General features: G+C 45.1%; 14 protein-coding genes. 7 read left to right on the top strand and 7 right to left on the bottom strand.

All coding sequences use genetic code 11. The annotated features are described in order from the left end of the window. From DD657_RS09755 to DD657_RS09725, 7 genes are all read right to left on the bottom strand, one after another. The coding region (locus DD657_RS09755; RefSeq protein ID WP_287049724.1) for a hypothetical protein at positions 1-236 on the bottom strand (236 nt) is incomplete at its 3' end. Positions 237-238: 2 nt separating this feature from the next. Then, the gene (locus DD657_RS09750; RefSeq protein WP_287049722.1) at positions 239-8,326 is read right to left on the bottom strand and encodes a T9SS type B sorting domain-containing protein; all 8,088 of its coding nucleotides are present in this window, start codon (positions 8,324-8,326) and stop codon (positions 239-241) included. A gap of 19 nt (positions 8,327-8,345) precedes the next feature. Continuing rightward, the gene (locus DD657_RS09745; protein WP_287049720.1) at positions 8,346-9,149 is read right to left on the bottom strand and encodes an Lcl C-terminal domain-containing protein; all 804 of its coding nucleotides are present in this window, start codon (positions 9,147-9,149) and stop codon (positions 8,346-8,348) included. 28 nt (positions 9,150-9,177) lie between these two features. Further along, positions 9,178-10,269, bottom strand: coding sequence for a hypothetical protein (locus tag DD657_RS09740; protein WP_287049719.1), 1,092 nt, complete (start codon positions 10,267-10,269; stop codon positions 9,178-9,180). A gap of 68 nt (positions 10,270-10,337) precedes the next feature. Beyond that, positions 10,338-11,216 (bottom strand): hypothetical protein, encoded by an 879-nt coding sequence (locus tag DD657_RS09735; RefSeq protein ID WP_287049718.1) that lies wholly within the window; start codon positions 11,214-11,216, stop codon positions 10,338-10,340. 2 nt (positions 11,217-11,218) lie between these two features. Beyond that, positions 11,219-12,460 (bottom strand): DUF1565 domain-containing protein, encoded by a 1,242-nt coding sequence (locus tag DD657_RS09730; RefSeq protein ID WP_148453300.1) that lies wholly within the window; start codon positions 12,458-12,460, stop codon positions 11,219-11,221. 32 nt (positions 12,461-12,492) lie between these two features. Continuing rightward, the gene (locus tag DD657_RS09725; RefSeq protein ID WP_118773731.1) at positions 12,493-13,551 is read right to left on the bottom strand and encodes a PorP/SprF family type IX secretion system membrane protein; all 1,059 of its coding nucleotides are present in this window, start codon (positions 13,549-13,551) and stop codon (positions 12,493-12,495) included. A 509-nt stretch (positions 13,552-14,060) separates the two neighbouring features. On the opposite strand from DD657_RS09725, the gene DD657_RS09720 reads away from it, so the two are divergent. The 7 genes from DD657_RS09720 to DD657_RS09690 all read left to right on the top strand — a co-directional run bounded on the left by DD657_RS09720 (position 14,061) and on the right by DD657_RS09690 (position 22,132). Beyond that, positions 14,061-14,312 carry a DUF8828 family protein gene (locus DD657_RS09720; RefSeq protein ID WP_021987143.1) on the top strand — a complete coding sequence of 84 codons (252 nt, stop codon included), beginning with the start codon at positions 14,061-14,063 and terminating at the stop codon, positions 14,310-14,312. 27 nt (positions 14,313-14,339) lie between these two features. Then, entirely contained in the window at positions 14,340-15,920 is a 1,581-nt protein-coding gene (locus tag DD657_RS09715) for a DUF4301 family protein (protein WP_021987142.1), read from the top strand. Positions 15,921-16,139: 219 nt separating this feature from the next. Beyond that, positions 16,140-17,018, top strand: a complete 879-nt coding sequence (locus DD657_RS09710; RefSeq protein ID WP_068690777.1) for a DUF368 domain-containing protein — start codon at positions 16,140-16,142, stop codon at positions 17,016-17,018. Between the two features lie 56 nt (positions 17,019-17,074). Then, entirely contained in the window at positions 17,075-17,818 is a 744-nt protein-coding gene (locus DD657_RS09705; protein WP_021987140.1) for a shikimate dehydrogenase family protein, read from the top strand. Between the two features lie 877 nt (positions 17,819-18,695). Beyond that, positions 18,696-20,282: a thiamine pyrophosphate-dependent enzyme gene (locus DD657_RS09700; protein WP_287049714.1), complete on the top strand. Its 1,587-nt coding sequence runs from the start codon at positions 18,696-18,698 to the stop codon at positions 20,280-20,282. Positions 20,283-20,346: 64 nt separating this feature from the next. Continuing rightward, a complete protein-coding gene (locus DD657_RS09695; RefSeq protein ID WP_021987138.1) occupies positions 20,347-20,931 on the top strand; it encodes an indolepyruvate oxidoreductase subunit beta in 585 nt (194 codons plus the stop codon). A 328-nt stretch (positions 20,932-21,259) separates the two neighbouring features. Then, a complete protein-coding gene (locus tag DD657_RS09690) occupies positions 21,260-22,132 on the top strand; it encodes an electron transfer flavoprotein subunit beta/FixA family protein (protein WP_021987137.1) in 873 nt (290 codons plus the stop codon). Positions 22,133-22,140: the final 8 nt, after the last annotated feature.

Below are 22,140 nucleotides of genomic sequence, written 5' to 3'. Positions count from 1 at the left end.
AGCGGATACCAGATCTCCGGACTCGCGTTCATAAACTTATACCGCAGCGTAACATAAACGGCATCATGGTTATAACTGTCACGCCATGAATTTTCCCACTCCAGCGTAAAATATACACTCACGATGTCCCCCTCAATACCGCTTTGCGGAGTCTTGACCGTTCCCACAATACGTACGTTATTGCCCTCACTCAGCAAGGCAAAAAAACACAAGCAAATGGAAACGATATATCTCATAATTAATTTCTTACAATAGAAACCAAGCCCATATAAACACCCCCCTGTCCATCTGTAAATTTATAGACATAGGTCCCTGCCGGTAATATCTTCCCATTATCCGTCGTACCGTTCCACTCGTTCATATAAGGAGCCGCCTTATATAAACTTTGCTGATCCCGGTTAAAAATTTCCAACGTATTCTCCGGTGCCTGCCACAAACCGGAAATTTCCCAATTATCGTTGTATCCGTCTCCATTCGGCGTAAAGGCTACCGGGAATAAATAAGTTTCCCGTTCCCGGAATACAGCAGTAACCTGAGCATCCCGGGTAATCGTAATGGTACTGTCCGGCAACATCTCTGCCCCGTCTATTTCCAGGGAATACAACTTCCAGCCCGGATCGGCCACCGGTTTTATCCGTAATACCGTATAATGATCGATAATATCCGAAGGAGATTGTACCGCTGTTCCATCAGGCAAAAGCAAATCCAGCGTTCCTTTACCGGTTACAAAAGACGATACCGTCCATTGACGAATTTTGATAACCGCTGAGATCGTCGTATTTTCCAATACGATCCAGAAATCTTCATTCTCTATTTCCTGTCCGTTTACTTTCACCTCAATAACCTCATATCCTTCCGGATCATCCGGCACAGCAGCTATAGTCAAAGGCGTACGATAAGGTACCTTGTCTCCGGGCTTGACAGTGCCGTCCGGCGTCTCGATCTGTAAATGCCCGAACTGCGGATCGGTATAATCAATTGTATAAAGACGCGGTGCTACGACGGCTTCCACACGGGTTTCTCCACGCATCGTCCAAATCTCTCCCTGCGGGTGGGGTTGTCCGTTAACCAGAACGTCTTTCACTTCATAACCGGCAGGATTATAAACATCCGACTTTACCCGAATCTGTGTCCAATAATCCAAAGTTACAGGTGAACTGACATCCAGGTTTACCCAGTTTCCATATTCATCCATACGTTCCACTTTGATAAACCCGCTATCCGGTTGCACAACCACCAGCTTACACGGTATGATCCTCATACGGGCCTTGATCCGTACAGTATCATACAAAGCATCCTCTTTCGGCAACATAACCGTATTATTGACAACATTTCCTTCATTCCATGTCAAATCCTCCACTTCATAACCTTCCTCCGGTTCGACCCAAACGTCAAAAGCCGTCAATCCGGGATAACGCGCATATTGTCCTACCGCCTTACCGCTCTCCATCACATTCAATACACCGTGTTGCGGCTGTTCATAGGTAATCCAATAATATTTCCGGAATTCAACGACAATGTCGGTTTTTCCGGTGATCTCCACAGTTGTCTGATTCCCGCTTATCGAAACCGAAGTTCCGTCCGCCCGGTTTATTGTAAAAGATTCAATCAGATAAGCCGCTGACAGGGGATTTACAACCACATCCAATAAAGTAAAATGCTCGGTTCTGCGACTCTTATTCGAATTAGACGCAAGTTGCAGCACTCCGCCGGCTAATCCGTTGACCTCCATCGTCCCTTCTCCCTTGACAACAAAGGTGACATCATACTTTTTCAATGCGTATTCAACATGGAAAACAACACTGTCCACAGATAAATTACCTCCCGGTATCGTACAAATAACTTCACCTCCCTCCGGCAATACCGTTTGCGCTTCCCCATTCATCGTCAGTCCCACAACTTCATAACCGGTTTGAGGCTCTGCTTTCACTTTAAGAGTTGTACCCGCCGGATAGCGATGACCAACGGCATTGGTATCCGCACGGGAAACCTCCAATATTCCTTCTGTCGGATCGGTAGTTTCTTTCCGTACTTCATAAATCCGCTCAAAGCTCGCGTCTATATTTACTGCAGCGCTGACAGAAGCTACATAAGCCGGATCGGTCATCGCAACTCCTCCCATTCTGGTAATAAAACTTCCGGGTACTAACTGCCAGCTTTGACTTTCCGGTTCAACCCGAACCGTCAGTTCTGTAAAATGTTTTACCTCATCTCCCGAATGAACCACAGTACCTTCCGCAACACCGTTAAAAATTTTGTCGACTACAAGGCGTCCGCCCGGATTCGTCGTATAGTAAACCGGATAACGCTTGAATTCAAAGCGAGCTGTCACCGTCACATTGAAGTCCGGCATATTGACCAGACTTAACGTAAAAGGAGCATTCGTAACCGGTGTCGTTATCCCGTCATTAGCGGAAAGCAAAACGGTTTTACAACCTTCTGCATCCATCGTCCATATCTCAACAGGAGCGCCGACATCAACGGTAATACTACCGTCAGCCGTAAAAGTATGCTGTGTACCGTCTTCCAATTGCACAACCACCTGATTACCGCTTGCCCCGCTTTCCTGCTGCAAAACAATATTCAATTGTTTACTTTTCCGGTGAGCCCTTGCCGTAATGGTTACACTGTCTTTTACCACGACATTATTTACCTGCAAATCATAAACCGTCGGATCTCCATGCATAACAGCCGTCACCGTTACCGGTCCCTCGTACCAGGGATGCAATTGTAAAGTAGACAAGTCCAAACGCAGAGTAGACAAATATTCCGCCAATGAACCGTTTGCCCGGTCTACCTTGAAATCCGGTACCGCCCCACCCGGCATAACATAAACGTCTAATATATTAAACGCCTGTATATCGGGTTGATGCTCTATCTTTACCTTAAATTTCTTCGGTTGGAACGTTCCCTGTATATCCACATCCCCGGCCGGCATACTGAAAGTCTCCTCAATACTACCGTCACCGTCTGTATCCGTCCAGGCCAGATATGCTCCCCCATCCTTCGTCGCCGTCAAACTCGTACAGTCATGTCCCGTCAATTCGGCTCTCGCAACCAGTACTTTCCCTTCCGGAATCTTTTCTCCGGTATGATACACTTTACTGCCATCTGCCGCCTGCACTGTTATATTCGGACCGAAAGTCAACGTATATAACCGGCCGAAATGTACCGTAAACAACGTATCGCTCATAACGGTTACAGCTCCGGTATAAGGTGTATTGGATCCGGTAAACTTAGCAGCCTCCTCCCAGTCCGGTGCATTCGGAGTCGTATAGAAATGAAGCACCGAACCATGGGCAACGCCTGCTACCGATACTTCGGTATCGACATCGGCTTGTCCCAAATGCAATAAAAGAGTTCCGCCACCGCTATTCACACCGTTCCAAATTTCAGCCTCTCCCCCTTCAGCCGGAAGCTTTTTCAAAGTAACCCGATATTCTTTTTTCTCAAAAGTCACGGAGAAAGCAACATCTTTGGCAGTCAATCCCGCCGGTATGGTATACGTGGCATTCCCTTCCGCATCCCAGGTCAACGCCTGAGAAGCAATAGCTGAGCCCGGAAAATAAACAACGGCATTTGTACAGACATAAGCGTCACTGACCGGAGTCATCTTTACAGCAAAAGATTGACCGGCAGCATAATATTGACCGACAGCATCCTTAACCGTACCCGCTTCATGTATCGTCAACGTTCCGGCCGTTACGTTACCTCTTACAATCCGGTATCTCCGTGAAAAATGAGCCTCGATTCCGACAGAATCGGTAATATGATCCACATGATAAGGAGAAGTTTGTCCCAACAAGCGGTCTACACCTCCCATATAACCGGTAATCTTGTCAAAATGATAATATAGATCCGCCGCCGCCACCGTTATCTGATTCAGATCCGTACCGTGTTCTACCGAATATTTTCCTTGTGTATAATTATTCCCCTTCGTATCCGTCACCTTGACCGAGCCTCCATCCTGAGGAATAGCAACAATATTCAGCGGATATTGCTTTAATGTGAATTCCGCATACAGAGACAATTCACTGTTCAAAGGCATTGTCGTCAAAATATGGGTCTCTTTCCGGCCCGTACCGGGGAAAAGATGCAACTCATATCCTTCCGGAGCTCCAATGCCCGCCTCTACCCAAGCCTCCACTGTAGCCCCGACAGGCACCTGTACCCTCGTATAGCTGGCCTGATAATATTGGGGAACACCTCCGTCTATCTGAACCTTCACTTTAAAATCCGAATCCGGAGGGGTAACCTGTACCGTCAATGTCTTGGTCCGCCGCACCACTTCCGCTGCTATATCGACATGATTCGTTACCGGAATCGTAAAGCTATATACAAAATCCAAATCAGAAGAGGAAAAGCCAAGATCGACATTCCTTCCGCCCATCCTAGCGGTTAACGATTTCACTTCAAACCAGGTATCCAGACTACCGACACTCACAGGTGACAATGTAATGGTCACCTTTAACATATCGCCATACGACAATACCTGTGTTCCGGCTGATACCGATATATCAAGTCCTCCTTCGATTTTTACGACTTTCGGAGTCGCAGCCCCGGCCGGAGCATTCAAACTTAAGGTCAAATCATATTTCAGTCTTTCAAACTCAGCCTCTACCCGGACATCATCCGCGGGCATTGTAAACGTAAACTCGACCGTCCCGTCCGGTTTCTTATCCGTCTCCAGGCTATTCCCATAATCAGTATTCGGAACGGCATATTTTTGTACCGTTATTTTAGTACATACCTGCCCTGTCGTCGGTGTTGCCGAATAAGCTTTCAATATTTCTCCCGCATCGACAAAATCCCCGTTATTGACAACCGTCCCGTTTTCCCGGGTGACCTTCGTCACTGTAGCTCCGTAATATACCTGATAACGCTTGACAAATTTCACGGCATAAACCTCCGGTTGTACAACCGCAGACGTCTCATAACTAAACGTTCCGGTTCCTGTTTTACACATCTCCGAAGGCTTGTGTATAATCTCCACCGAAAAACCGGCAGGAGCAACAACCTGACAAGTCAGGCGGTCGCCATGCTTCACGTTCGTAGTTCCCTGAGTAGTGACGGTAACATCTCCTCCCGTCCATTGTACACTACCGTCCGCCGGTACAGTTACCACACCTTCCAATAACAACTGAACTTCATACGCTTTCCTCTCAAACGTCGTCGACAAATCCAGATTCCGGTCGAGACCAGCGTATGTATATTGATAAACTGTAGCCGGAGTACCCACGGCCGACAATGAAATATCTTCGGCAGGAGTAACTCCGTTGTTAACCACCTTATGCGCAGCATTCAACTGATAACCGACCTCTGTCTCTGTAGCCACAATCTTCACCTGAGCACCCTTCCGATACCAGTATTGTGTTCCGGCAGTCAGGACATTCGTTTCCGCTACTACACTCAAGCTACCGTATACAGATTGAGTGTATTTCACCTTATAATACGTTTCGGCACTTCCCTCAAACCAGATTTCTCCGCCGGTATGCGTTTCGGGGATAGTGTAATTTACATTTCCGGAAGTTGAAGGCGGTGCAGCGACTGTACTGATTGTTCCAACCCACAAGTTATTCCCGTCTACCGTAAGCGTTTCACATCCCACAGACCCGTCTGCAGCCGTTATTACAGCTTGCAATACGGCACCCGCAGGTACGACTGCACCATCGGCCAATACCGTCCCGTCTTTACTTACAGTGATAGTAGCTCCTGTCGGAGCTTTGATTCTAACCGTACATTTCCGGACAAATTTAGCTGTCAACACGGTATTCCGGATCAGCGTATACGGAGACGTCACATTATTCCCACTCTGATCACGAATATACAATAAAGTATCTGTTGCTGCCTGCACAGGCTCAATTTGCAACTCGGTATTTACATCATACGCCGCCCCTTTCACAATATCTCCCTCTGTAGTTTTATACACCTTCAACGCGTTCCCGCTACCGCTTATTTCATCGATACCCCAACTGATCGTATATTGGGGTGTCGTATTCCCGATACCGACCAAAACGGTAACGTCACTTGTAACAACAAATCCCCCTTCATCCAAAATGCTTCCTTCCGGATGCGGTGCGACAAGTGTATCCAGCTGGGTAACGGAATACCCATGCACACAAGCCGGAATCATCGTCAAGCGCGTACCATACGGCACCTGTGCCGTAACATCCGTCGTAACGGTTTCCGCTACCGTCAAGCGATCTGCACCTGTTTGATCGACCAACCGGACAGCTCCCTTATCCGGATACAAACCGGCTCCGCTCTTTTTACGCAAAGTAACAGTATACAACTCAGGCTCAAACTCGGCGGTAATCCTCACATCCGACTCAACTTTATTCAGAGTGTAAGCACCGGCATCTTTTAATTCCATTTCGGCATCAGCCCCCACCTTCACTTTCAATGATTTCAGCTTATAATGCGTTTGGGCAGTCGTCGAAATCTTTATTGCATCCCCATAATAAGCCTTTCCCGGACTTACAACAAAAGGTGTCCATACGGCCGCGTCCTTATCTTTCAAGGCAACAGTCAAATCCCCGTATTCCGGAGTTACATTCACATATGTAATAGCATAGCCTTTTCGCTCAAAAAACAACTCGACATTTTTATCTACCACAATATCCGATAAAGTAACATTTTCTACGCCCCGTTCCACACCATTTACCGTTATCTTCTTACAGATATAACCTTCCGGATTTTTAGCATGAATAACAACTCCGGAACCATGTGTTACCAAATGATCAACCCCCAATCCCGGATCGGTTGTATAAAAATCGGTTATGTCTGCGGGTAATCCTTGTGCCGTTATCGTCACCAGATATTTCTTCGGCTCAAACTCGGCCGACAATACCGTATTCTTTGTGACCATCCATTGGGAACCGGTAACCGTCTGTTCCGTCTCACCCGTCGGTTGAGCCGTCAATGTGCCTGTTTTATACTGATAGCCGGTATTCCCGACCGGAGTAATCGTTATCAGGGTATTATAAGGTAAGTTCACTTTGTAACCTCCACCCGTAATACTTTCCGGAACACCTCCTTTATCCAATGTCAGATTCCCGTTTGTACAATACCAGGATACGATACATTGCTCCGGTTCATAAATCACTTCCACGACCATTCCGCCGATACGCATATCTGTCACTTTATCCGTCGCATTCGTCAAGTCTTCCGGGTTACTGCTACCGTCGATATCGTATACTTTTATCGACTTTACACTATATCCTGTATTTTTTACAGCCTGGATGTCGAATGTCAAATCGGAAGCATATTCAACAGCCTGGCTAAATTCACTCACTCCGGCAGCCAAAGAATAACTCGCGGCAGTCTTTTTATTCACCACAGTCAATCCTCCCATCGTCCTGTCATTGACTTTCAACTTCACCGGATAAGAACGCGGACTAAAAGCAGCACTGAATGTAATGTCTTCAGTTCCGATCTTCACCCCTTTTCCGGCCCCGACCTTATCCTTTACCGATACCTTTGCTTCCGCAGATTTGGTCTTTTTCATCCAGACATCGGTACAATAATAGCCCGGATCAGAAACCGTATCCAGCAGGATTACTTCATTTTCCTCCACCACCATAGAAGACGTCGCAGGTGAAACCGACTTATCCGGGATCGTCATCTTATCGCCTTGTGCCGTAAGTTGTCCGTGTTCCGGTATTTCGACCGTCACGACGATAGGCGGATTCAAAGTAATCACCACATAGATATCATTGTTGATATTCGACACGGTATATACCTTATTGATATCCGGCTTCAATTCTTTATCTCCGGTAAGCATCTTCACGGTAACCATATCTGCCGTAATCCCGGCAATCTTACTAAAATCGACCTTAAACTGATAGGTATGCCCGGGCTCGACATGTGTCGAATCACAATTATCGGCATCCCGGACAGACTCGATGACCACATCGGAAGGTATATCAAAATAAACCTTATAAAAAGTATATTCATTTGCTCCGATATCGATAATATCGACAAAGCGCTTATTTCCCCACAGATCCAAAGCATCACTTCCAAAAATAGTGCCCAAAACATCGTTTATTCCGGCTCCGATACAAGGCGAATCTTTCATCAAACGGAAATCGTTATTCAATGAATCGACAAACAAAGGACTCGCTTTACCGGGTAGCTGAATATAACAATTGACCCCGTTAACACCGTCCCCAACCTGCTTATCCTTATTCCCCCAGATGATCGTATTTTTTAAAGTCGCACCACTTCCCAATTTGACAGCAGCTTCAGAGGCATCCTGCCCCCAAGCCGTCAATCCGCAAAAGATCAATATTCCCCAAAGGGCTACCAGACCAAATCTCTTTATCATAGTTACATACACTTATAAATCAATACGCAAATACAGGCCGTACCATAGCTGGAGCAGTACCTGCCTGTGGGGAAAAAGCACCGATAATATCTCCAACCGAACCATCCCCTTCTTTCCCAAAATTCAATACCCACATATTTCCGATATCGGATGTCTCCGAAGAGCTCCAATAAAAATCTTCCGTAAAATGCGATACAGCCACCCCTTGCTCTTCAAGTACCTGTAATGTCGCTTCAACTTCCGGCAACGCCGTAAACAATGCCGCCAACTGATAACCGGCCGGTAACGCCCAGTTACCGGCAAAAGTCCCGGCTGTATACTCCTTACAATACCGGGCGGCTTCACTAACGGTTGCCCACAAGCGGGTATTCTCATAAGCCGCCGTATCGAAAACGGCATATTCGAAATCTTCCGTTTGTGACGGTCCGTCTCCCCACACTTTCACCTCCTGACTCAAAGCCACGACATACCCCTTCAAAGGAGTATACAAATCACTGTTTATCCAAAAAACAATTCCGACAGCCTCTTTTCCTCCAGGATTTGCCCGATAGGTATCCCGGTCGATGATACTCCCGTCGGCACAATAGATATACCCCGGCCTTATTCCGGTCAGCATCCGGTCAGCCATTGCATTGCCGGCAACCGTACAATTGATGACGTCAACATCTCCGCCATAAATACCGAATCCGTCTTCAGCCCGGTTTCCGTATACCACAGTTCCGATCACCCGGGCATGATCTTCCAGGTATAAACCTCCCCCCTTCCCCTTGCCAACACTTTGAGCAACAGCCCCCAGGCAAGGCAGCAAAACTAAAAAGCACATTATATAATAATATCTTTTACTCATCGCTTCAAAATGAAGTTACCGGTATATATCCCAACACTGACGACCCCTTATTTATTTTTGACAAAGTACCCCATTTGAGCGGATTTGCATATTCAACCGCCCACACATACCGCGTATCCGTCGTTCCCGTACTCATTACCTCTGAAGAACTGCAACAAGGAATATCGATAAACGAAGGATATGCCGGAAATATTTTCTTCCAGGTTCGCTCGAGTAAGGCATATTCCGCTACGAGACACCTCAATTGCCCCAAAGCCGGCAGATACCATTTCCCTTTTTCCTCGGCCCAGCCTCCGCCATCATATTCTAAACACGCCTGTATAGCCGGTACATACCCCAACCGGCCGCTCGCTTTCACTTTTTGACAATGGCTCCACCCCATCGTATCTTCCACAGCCTCCTTCCAGGTTTCAAACGTAGCATCCGTCACCTGAATATCTGCTCCGTCGGTTACGGCCCATTTGCCCATATTTACAATCGGATATTTGCTAACCAGCCATCCTCTGTTTCCCTCCACGGCATCCGGATCGGGATTGATCCAAAACACAATCCCTCTTACCCGGGGCTCATCTGCTGCCGTAAGCTCCTCCATACGTAAAAAAGAACCGTCTCTCAACTGCACATCACCGACCCGGGGATAATAACGTCCCGCATAATTATTCCGGACGATACAGTTTCTTACCGTTCCACCGCTTACAACATATACACCTCCGCCATTTTCACCGGCAGCAATACCTCCACAAATCGTAAATCCATCCAAAATCCCTTCCACCCGGGCAACCCGAAACTTTGCGGTTGCCTGTAAAACAGTCATCTCCGTACCTCCGCTCTGCCTTTCACCGTCAGAACCATATCCCCCTGACACCTCCACACCGGACGGAACAACCAATTCCTCCGTCAAGGCATAAGTCCCCCAACGCACCAAAACCTTCTTCCCTCCGCCGTTTATCGCTTCCTTTATCCCCGCCATCGCATTCTCCCAGCTACTACCGTCCCGGGTGCCGGAACCTCCGGGCACCACATAACGCAACTGTGCTTCCCCCACCGTTACCATAATCAGCAAGCCGATAAACACCAAGCCTATTTTCTTTATCATAGCTTACTTTATTATTTTAATAGTTTTGCCTTCCACCTTTCATCCTGTCTTTACGGATACATTATATCTCAATAAACAAAAATCGGACGCACATTGTTACGGGTCGTTTTCTCTGCCTCCGTGCTACCGAAGCGACCGTACGCCCCCGTCACAAAATTGACGACACATCCGCTGTTGTGCTCTCCGGCAAGTCCGTCGTTTGAACTCCAATACCAAGCAGCCGTCCTGGACTTGCCCCCTAACATATCAATATCCAACCCCGGATGTACACGTTTCAAAAAACGCAACGAAGCATCCAAAGCCGAAATCTGATTAAAAATACGCCGCAAATACAGATAAGTCGGCAAACACCAGCGGGGTGTACCCTCAACCTGTTTTTCAGCCCGGTAACCGTAACAGATATGTCCGGCTTCGAATTCCCTATACCCTCTGTCAGTATATTCCTGCTCCATCTTCAACGTATTGCCGTAACAAGCCGTATCTTTCAAAAAAGCGACACCTCCCCAATCTTCCAGTTCATACTGCCCGGATATATTCAAAACATTGACAGCTCCCCAGGACCCCTGGAATTCCTGCAAAGCAATCGCGGCCCCTTTCGGATAAACGGCATTGATATCCCCACGCACCCAATACACAATACCGATGGCATCCTGCCGCCCGTCACTCTCATAAGTCACGGTATCCACGATCTCCCCGTTCAAACAATAAATATATCCCGGAGCGACACGGGTCGTATCTACCTTCAGCTTCTCGTTGGCAATCACCGTCGTATTGATTACCCGGGCATTGCCACCGGCAATTCCGAAACCGTCCTGAGCCTGATTTTGATATACAACCGAACCGACACAACTGCCGTCATCGTGCAAATATATACCACCCCCCTTTCCTTGAGCACAAGTATCAACACAAAACCACAGCAACCATATACACCAAAACACCTTCTTCATAATCAAAAACATTTTACGGCATACGCCATTTGCGGCCGAGTAACCGTTGCCACACCTTTACGATCCTCGACGATTACATAAGTCCGTAATGCCGCCTCATTGTAAAAACCGCTCAACTGCCAGCAATTCACCGCATCCGGACGGGAAGAAGAAGTCGGCCAGCTTTTAAACCATAACAAATCGGCCTCATACCAGGAAGCATAAGCAATACTCGGATTCACAATACCAAAATATTTATTCATCACTGCCATATCGGATCCGGACCCGATCTGTATTTTATCCCATACCATTCTAAAAGAATTATCCACCGTATTCCACTCCGTCAATATCCACATGATCTCACCGATAGCCGGCAAATACCAGCCTTCTCCATAATTCCGGCAGGCCCTGGCCAAAGGAAAATCTGTCACATAAGCATTCGTGTTCGATAAAAGCAATTCCGTGTTCGCAGCACCATCCGTATCCGATAATGCCGATTCGACTTCCGGGCAATAAGTACCCTCCACCAAATTCACAAGAAACTCCTCGTTATACTTACATTTATTTTTGACAGCAACCCACGGCTCATTGAACTCTTTTATCGACATCGCCCGGGCCCTCTCACCTACCGGAGCGTCCCGCTTCGGATTTACCCAAAAAACAATTCCCACCACCTCGTCGGCCTGTCCGTACACATATTGGGAAACATCCATAAAATCACCGCTTTTCAACAGAAGATCACCGACCTTCGGCGTACTCCCCGAAGCCTGATTACTCCGAATGATACAATTCACCACCTTTCCGCCACTCTCTACAAGAATCCCTCCGCCATTAGCACCCTCTGCACGTCCTCCGGCAACTACAACCTGCTCCAAAACCCCTTTTACAGTCGCAATCCGGCAAGTAGAATCCCCTTGAAAAATAGTTTGTCCGTCCGGATTTCCGCGGTTATCCGACAACATATCCTTCACACCCGTTCCCTCACGGATATAACCTCCCCTTATCGTCACATTCGCCGGAACAAGCAGTTCTCCTTTCTTTTTTCCCTTTTGGGCCGATATCAAATACTTACCGACAGCCACCCGGATCTCTACCGGTCCGGCTACATCCTTTACCGACTCCAAAGCTTTATATACGGATTCATACGGTAGTGTCTGTGCCCCCGACCAGCTATCATCCCCTCTTTCCGACACATACACGACTTTTTGTGCCGGCAGAATCCCGGCAAACAACACCAACATCAACACATTTAATATACGTTTCATCTCAATACCTCCTTGGGAATTCCCCCTCCTGCTTACCTAAAATACCACTTATTTTTACAAGCATCAGCACGCTTCCATATACGATAAGCCACACCGATCTCATGGGAAGCACCCCAGTCACGCTTGTTGATATCGTAAGTGTAATTCAGCTCTATCGTATTCCGAAGCAATATTCCCATATGAACAGACGGGTTCTCCAATTTACGGAGTGATCCGCCGATCCACACCATATCCTCATACCATAACACGGCATTGATATCCACACCCGTTCCCGAATAGCCGTCATTTTTATACATCACCGAAGGAACAAAAGCAAAACGGCTGAAATATAGCTGCCACCCGGCTGTCGCATATATGTTATTGTATCTTTCCTTATTGTCCTCATCATACGGATCCTTCATATACCGGGAAAGGGATCCACCTACAAAAGGCCCTGTAGAATAGAGCCATACTCCGGCTTCAACCAAAGGTGTCGCTTCATTCCGCTTGCCGACTTTTAACAAAGGATCATCAACATCTCCCACATATTCATCCCCGATCTTCATCGTCGACATCGATACTCCGGCTCCCACACCGGCAGACAATGTCCAATAAGGACTCAAAGGCACATGGCAGGCATAACTGAGCGTAACATCCGTATAAGTAAAGATATTAAGCTTGTCATAAGTCACTTTTGCCCCCACCCCATGCTTGATCCGCCGGTAATTGTAATCCAAATGACCTTTTTCTACCCGGTATCTTTTATCAAAATCAGAATAACGCAACACCTGATCCTTATCTTTCGCCAAATTCGTATTGAAAGTAAACAGGATAGAGGTCGGAGAGTTTTTGATATTCGTCCACTGACGGCTGTAAGATAGCCGGACGTCCATATAATCATTCACCCCCGCAACCGCCGGATTCATTAAATAATTGTTCAGGAAATACTGACGGGAAAATAACTCATTCTGAGCATCCGCATAGGACGCCATAAGTAAAAACAATAGGCTTATATACCACTTTTTTTTCATCAGACTCACGATTAGAAGCACAAACAACGTTTTATCGCCTTTGCCTCCCGACAAAACAGCACACAACGCCCTACTTAACATATATATTATACATCTACTTTAATTAGGCAAAAGTAATAATAAATCTATTAAACGAATCCTAATTTTATAATAAAAACAGGCATTTTTGATAATTTTAACACACTTTTTTAACCATTCCTTTTTACAACTACACCGACCGAAAATTTCAGACTTTCAGTCGAAAGCGAAATACATTTAAGCAAGGCCCCGGAAACGGTCATGGATTTACGATCCGGGAAGGCCACATAAGCCAATCCGGAAAAAGAATTTCGCAAACATTATTACCGTTTCTTTCGTTTGAAAAGAAAAATTTACAAGCTGAAAAATATAGATTCTAACTGTAGATTTACGATTTTAAGATTAAAAAAAATCTAAGGAAGAAACAGCCCGACAAACAATTTAAAATTTAAAATCTAAAATTTACAATTTATATGTACATTTGTATCCAAATTATAGTTCAAAGTCAAAGGTAAAAATGACATGTAGCCTGCTGACCTAAAACAAGTAACTAACTTAATATCACAAAAAACATGTTACCTAAATTTCTTATTGCTGACAATTCCCAGGAAGCTCTCGATCTGGTATATGTTGTACATACGGAGAGTCCACGGTGTATTATTCAATGTGACTTAGACGGTTTTTACAGCAATCAGCGTATTTATTGGATTGACGAAGAGCCGCTTTCACAAGACGATATCGATTCGTTAATGGAAGAAGCTGAAAATTTTTACGAGAAAGAACTCGATAACCAGGAAGAAGTTTACGATGAAGAAGAGGAGTAGGGTTAACATTTGAAAATTTGATTTAAAATGAAGGAAAATAAAGTTATCTACACGAAAGAAGACCTCAAAGATTTTAAGCATCGGGGTATCAAGCAGGAACAGGTAAACCAACAACTTGAAAATTTCAAGAAAGGTTTCGGTTATGTCCGGCTGTCCGAACCGGCTGTAATCGGGAATGGCATCAAAATCATTCCGGCCGAAGAAGAAAATTACCTGATCGATCTCTATGAAAAAGGGAGCCAGAAAGCAGATGTTATAAAAATGGTTCCAGCTTCCGGTTCCGCTTCCCGAATGTTCAAAACATTATTTTCCTTTATGGAAACATACAAAGGCGATACGGAAGAATTTCTGAAATTCGTACAAGATAAAGCCCCCAACAGCATGCATGAATTTTTCCTGCATCTGAATGAATTTCCATTTTATGAACATTTAAAAAGTATCATGTGGAAAGACAGCAGAGATCTCGAAAAAATGCTGGAAAAAAGGGAATACAAGGAAATTCTGGAATATATCCTTACAGATAAAGGCCTGAACTACGGCAACACCCCGAAAGGACTGGTTGACTTTCATGTATACCGCGACTTCGTCCGCACTCCTTTTGACGAACATCTGGTAGAGGCAGCTTTATATTGCAAAAACGGAAAAGATGCCAATCTGCATTTTACGGTATCAGAAGAGTATCTTCCCCGGTTCAAGGAGCGTTTGAGAAAAGTAACGAAAGTATTTGAAAAAATGTTCGATGTAAAATATAAGGTTACTTTTTCAATTCAAAAACCGTCTACAGATACTGTTAGTGTCGACGAAAAGGGAGAACTTGTCAGGGATGAAAACGGACAAATCCTTTTCCGTCCGGGCGGTCACGGTGCTTTAATTCACAATTTAGACGATATCAAAGGCGATATTATTTTTATTAAAAACATCGACAACGTTATTCCCGACCGAAGCAAAGCCGATACGGTCAAATACAAAAAGTTATTGGCCGGTATGTTGTTCGAAATACAAAGTAAAATCTTTGAACAACTGGACTTATTGGATAAACGGGGCCTTACCGACGAAAAACTCGATGAGATTGAAAAATTCATTGAAGAAAATACCGGATATAAAAAACCGGCCGATCTTACCTTTCCGGATCGTAAAAAACGGATTCGTTTTTTAAAAAGCTTATTGGATCGCCCGATCCGGGTATGCGGTATGGTGAAAAATGAAGGCGAACCGGGAGGCGGTCCGTTCTGGGTAAAAGCCGAAGACGGCAGCCAACGGTTAATGATCATCGAATCCGCTCAAATTGACCTGAAAGACAAAGAGCAGAAAAAAATATTCGAACATGCCACACATTTTAATCCCGTAGATTTGGTTTGCGGAACCCGCAATCACAAAGGCAAGCAATTCGATCTCACAGATTTTATCGACTACAATCAAGGGTTTATTACGACCAAATCCTACAAAGGAAAAGACATCCGTGTACAGGAATTACCCGGACTGTGGAACGGTGCCATGGGAAATTGGATATCCATTTTCGTGGAAGTACCGTTGAGTACCTTTACTCCGGTAAAAACCGTATTCGATTTGCGCCGGACGGAACACCGGAATGTATTTTTCAAATGCTGAACATCAATATTATTGATTTACGGTTTTTATTAGGAAAAGAATGATAGCAGCCGAAGTTATTTTATCATGATGAACCTGGATTCTGAGGTTTTATATTTTACAATTTACTACTGAAATAATAAAATCACCGGTCAAAAATCGTAAATCTAAAATCAAAAATCGTAATCAAACGTGGAGAAAAAAAGAAATTACCTTTTACTCGTATTAAAAGGGTGTTGTATGGGGGCGGCAGATGTCGTTCCCGGAGTGTCCGGAGGAACCATCGCATTCATTACCGGTATTTACGAAGAACTGATCAACTCAATCAAAAGCATCGATTGGACAGCCATAAAATTGCTGTTCAGTCTGAAAATCAATGCTTTTTGGCGAAAAATAAACGGCAGTTTTTTATTCTCTGTACTCTGTGGCATTGGTATTTCTATTTTCTCTCTGGCCCGTCTGATGACCTATTTGCTAAAGTACCACCCCATTGAAATCTGGTCTTTCTTTTTCGGTTTGATTATCGCCTCCTCTTTTTTGGTTGCAAAGGAAATCCGGAAATGGGATATCTTTACGGTAATATCCCTGATCGCCGGGGGAATTGCTGCATATACGATCACAGTACTTAGCCCGGCATCCACACCACAAACCTGGTGGTTTATCATGCTCTCCGGCGCAATTGCCATATGTGCTATGATTTTACCCGGAATTTCAGGTGCTTTTATACTGTTGCTGATGGGGCAATATGCTTACATCATGGCAGCCGTCAGTAGCCTGAATCTCGGCATCATATCTGTATTTGCCATTGGAGCCATTATCGGTATTATTTCGTTCTCTCATATTTTATCCTGGTTACTGAAAAACTACCACAGCTTGACTGTTGCGATGCTTACCGGATTTATGGTCGGCTCGCTGAACAAAGTGTGGCCCTGGAAAATCACCTTGGAGACCTATGTCGACCAACACGGCGTAAGACAAGCTCTGACAGAACAAAATGTACTGCCCCGAAGCATAGAAGGTGATCCGTTGGTAGCACAAGCGATAATAATGTGTCTGGCCGGATTCTTTTTAATCTGGGGCGTTGAGAAAATCGGGAAAAAAATGAGCCGGAAAAACTAAAATGGAATTTACAGAATAGCGAAATCTGAAAACGAACAAACAAAACACATACATTCATGTATCTTTACGGTCTGGTCGGTTTCCCTCTGGGACATTCTTTCTCTCAAAAATATTTCACAGAGAAATTCGAAAAAGAAAAAATAAAAGCTTTTTATCGGAATTTCGAACTGGAAAATATCGCTGCGCTGAACGACATCATCCTTCAAAACCCGGAATTGCAAGGCTTCAATGTCACCATCCCCCACAAACAAACCATCCTCCCATACATAGACGAACTGAATGGGGCTGCCCGGGAAATCGGAGCCGTCAATTGCGTGAAAATCGTACGGGAGGACAACTGTATCCGCTTAACCGGTTACAATACTGATACGGAAGGATTCCGCTTATCTCTGTCTGATTTTATCCCGCCAACAGTTACCCGGGCTTTAATACTCGGCAATGGCGGAGCTGCCCAAGCCGTCCGCTACACATTAAAAAAGCTGGGCATATCTTCTTTAACCGTATCCCGCAACCCACAGGGAGAAAATGAGATCGGATATGCAGACGTACACCGGTATTTACCGACACATTTTCTGATTGTAAATACAACTCCGCTCGGCACCTGGCCCGACACGGCGACCTGTCCTTCCATCCCCTATGAGCAATTGACACCTGCCCATTATCTGTTCGACCTGGTTTATAATCCGGATATCACCCTTTTCATGCAACAGGGACTCCAGGCTGGAGCTCATGTCCGCAACGGACTCGGCATGTTGATCGGACAAGCCGAAGCCGCCTGGAAAATTTGGAACAATCGATAAATACATTATCCACCGGATTCCATACACTATTTTCGCCAAATCCACAGACCGGTATAACCGCAATAAATCCAACTTATCCGCAAAACCCGTGAGAAAAATCAAAAATCGTAAATCATAAATCGTAAATCATAAATACGCTCTCCCTCCTTTCAAACCTCATTTTTCAATTTAAAATCTAAAATCCCTTTTCACTCTTTTCCCATAATCCCTATACATCACTTTATCCTTCAACCATAAACCCAAAACTTATCCGCAAAACCCGTGAGGCAAATCAAAAATCGTAAATCGTAAATCAAAAATCATAAATACGCTCTCCCTCCTTTCAAACCTCATTTTTCAATTTAAAATCTAAAATCCCTTTTCACTATTTTCCCATAAACCCTATACATCACTTTATCCTTCAACTATAAACCCAAAACTTATCCGCAAAACCCGTGAGAAAAATCAAAAATCGTAAATCATAAATCATAAATACGCTCTCCCTCCTCTCAACCTCTGTTTTTCAATTTAAAATCTAAAATCCAAAATCTAAAATTACACAACAAGTCCGTCCCAGTGTGTAAATTTTAGCTTGAACAGTTCCGGTCAGACTGAATTTTATCTGAAACTTCGAATTTCTAAATTTCCAGATTTTTAAATCTCATCTTTTCTTTTTATCTTCGCAAACGTTATCGGATAAAAAATCTATGTACCGACCGTCTGAATATTATTTTGTTTTAGCTTACATCATGGGCACCCTGAAATTCCACTGGGGGCTATAATTTTTTTTGCTACAATTTTACCAGATACAAAGCCGGCATCAACCGTCATGTTCTTTCGTATATCCGGCTTTCCATAACAGAATTCAATTATTGACGATTATAAAACCCAAACAATTATGCAAAGACAGCTACTATTAGGTGTTGAAGCTATTGCCCAAGGTGCAATAGACAGCGGGATATCGGGCGTTTATGCTTACCCCGGCACCCCTTCGACTGAAATTACCGAATATATTCAAACTTCCAAAGAAGCCATTGCCCGTAACATCCACAGAGCTTGGGCTGCAAATGAAAAAACGGCCATGGAATCGGCATTAGGAATGTCGTATGCCGGAAAACGAGCCTTGGTATGCATGAAACACGTAGGGATGAACGTGGCAGCCGATTGTTTTATGAATGCAGCCGTCACAGGAGCAAACGGCGGTCTGCTTATAATTGCAGCAGACGACCCATCGATGCACTCTTCCCAAAACGAACAGGATTCACGGACATACGGAAAATTTGCCTTAATACCGACCCTGGAACCCTCCAATCAGCAGGAAGCCTACGAAATGACCCGTTACGGCTTTGCTCTCTCGGAAACCGTCGGCAGTCCGGTATTGCTGCGTATTACAACGCGCTTAGCACACTCCCGGGCCGGTGTTACGCCATCTGACGGGCTTCCGGAAAACCATTTGCATCTCCCGGAAAACAAACGCCAATTTGTATTATTACCGGCCATTGCAAGAAAAAGATACAAGCTGTTATTGGAAAAACAAGCCGATTTTGTCAGAGCTTCCGAGCAATCACCATTCAACCAATACCTGGACGGTGAAGATAAATCACTGGGGATTATTGCCTGCGGTATCGCATACAACTACCTGATGGAAAATTTCAACGGTAAATGCAAATACCCTGTTGTTAAAATCAGTCAATATCCGCTACCCCGCAAAATGATCAAACGTCTGCTCCGGGAATGCAAGCAGATATTGGTGTTGGAAGAAGGGTATCCGATAGTCGAGGAAATGCTGAAAGGTTATCCCGGCCTGGAAAATATTATGGGCCGTCTGGACGGAACCCTTCCCCGCGACGGAGAACTGAATCCCGATTTAGTAGCGAAAGCACTTTGCTTCCCGACGACCGAAGGTGCTCCGGTACCGGAAATTGTAACGCCACGCCCTCCGGCCCTCTGTACCGGATGCAGCCACCGGGATGTTTATAAAGCATTGAACGAAGTCATCTCCACATACGGAGAAAGACGTGTATTTTCAGACATCGGTTGCTATACCCTGGGAGCACTCCCTCCCTTCGAATCCATCAACAGTTGCGTAGATATGGGCGCTTCCATTACGATGGCAAAAGGTGCTTGCGATGCGGGACTGTTTCCGACGGTAGCCGTCATCGGCGACTCCACGTTCACTCATTCGGGCATGACCGGCTTATTGGATGCCGTCAATGAAAAAACACCGATTACAGTCATCATCTCCGATAACGAATCGATTTCAATGACCGGCGGGCAGGAATCTTCCGCTTTAGGCAGAATAGAGTCGATCTGTAAAGGCATCGGAGTCGAACCCGAGCATATCCGCGTTCTTCTTCCGGTTCCTAAAAACCACGAAGAGTTGTGTAAAATTATCCGTGAGGAACTGGAATACAAAGGTGTATCGGTAATTATTCCCCGCAGGGTTTGCATACAGAAAGCTGCAAGAGACAGTAAAAAGAAATAATCAATGTTTCATCACCAGTTTGTATCATACTGCATTGAAACAAACCACACATAAATCGTAACTCATGAAAACAGACATTATATTAGCAGGAGTCGGTGGGCAAGGCATCTTGTCCATCGCCGCAGCCTTAGGATCGGCAGCCCTGACAAACAATCTATATATGAAGCAAGCCGAAACCCACGGCATGAGCCAGCGGGGAGGAGATGTACAATCCTTTATGCGCATTTCAGACCAACCCATTTTTTCCGATCTGATTGCTAAAGGAACCGCTGACATCATCCTATCGGTAGAACCCATGGAAGCTCTTCGCTATCTTCCCTATTTGCGCCGGGGAGGATATGTGGTAACGAATTCCACTCCCTTCATCAATATTCCGAACTACCCGGATACCGGGTTATTGATGGAGACGTTGAAGGCATTACCTCATCAGGTCATTATCGATGCCGATACCCTTGCAAAAGAATCAGCCGGGAATGTCCGGGCCGGCAATTTTGTCATGTTAGGCGCCGCCTCTCCTTTTATCGAAATTCCGTTTGAATACCTCGAAGAAGGCATTCGCGCCATTTTTGCACGTAAAGGTGAAGATATCGTCGAAATGAATTTAAAAGCCTTGCGGGCCGGAAGGGAATTTGCCCAAAACTACCGGTAATAGAAAAACAAAACAGCCGGCTGAAAAAAATATCAGCCAGCTGTTTTCATACACCTCATCCCCTTCTCTCAGAATCTTTTTCCCCTTTCCTTTTTATTTTTTACCTTTATTGTATTATCTTTACCCGTCAAAAACATCAATATATTTTATTGATTTTTTGTAAAATAAGTCCGTAGGCTTATTTACTATTTTCGCAGACTCTTTGTGTACAGACACTTAAAATATTGAAATATACAATTAATTTTGAACAATTAGTTAAAATATTAATCCAAAGAATCTTTCGGGTCGGTTGTACCGGCCAGGAAGATGATAACTTAAATAAATTAACATGAAAGGACTGAAAATTGTTGTTCTTGCGAAGCAGGTTCCCGACACGAGAAATGTGGGAAAAGATGCAATGAAAGCCGACGGAACTGTAAACAGGGCAGCTTTACCTGCTATTTTTAACCCTGAAGACCTGAACGCTCTGGAGCAGGCATTAAGATTAAAAGATAAAATTGAAGGGACAACCGTACACATTTTAACGATGGGTCCGGGCCGGGCCGCTGAAATTATCCGGGAAGCCATGTTCCGCGGAGCAGACGGAGGCTTTTTGTTGTCCGACCGGGCTTTTGCCGGTTCGGATACTTTGGCAACCTCCTATGCGCTGGCTTGCGCCTTACAAAATTTAAAAACCGATTTACTGATTTGCGGCCGTCAGGCTATCGACGGCGATACCGCACAGGTAGGTCCCCAGGTAGCAGAAAAATTAGGAATTCCGCAAGTTACCTATGCAGAAGAAATTCTTGAATGTAACGATCAGAAAATAACGATCAAACGCCGTCTCGAAAGAGGCATTGAAGTCGTTGAGAGTCCTATGCCCTGTGTCGTTACAGTCAATGGCTCGGCTGCCCCTTGCCGTCCCCGTAATGCACGTTACGTCATGAAATACAAATATGCCCGTGCCACACAGGAAATGCAGGACGCGGATGAAGACTATATCAATTTACTGCACGAGCGTCCTTATCTGAAAATTACCGAATGGAGTGTAAACGACATCAAATGCGAATCCCAGGAACTGGGCTTAAGTGGTTCTCCCACAAAAGTAAAAAACATCGAGAGTGTCGTATTCCAGGCTAAAGAAGCCAAAGTACTGGAACCCAGCGACGAAGCCATCGATGCTATGATGAAAGAATTAATTACAAACCACACCATTGGCTAATTTACGAT

Source organism: Culturomica sp., assembly GCF_003524185.1.
Lineage (GTDB): Bacteria > Bacteroidota > Bacteroidia > Bacteroidales > Marinifilaceae > Culturomica > Culturomica massiliensis.
This window is presented reverse-complemented; position numbering and strand designations above follow the sequence as displayed.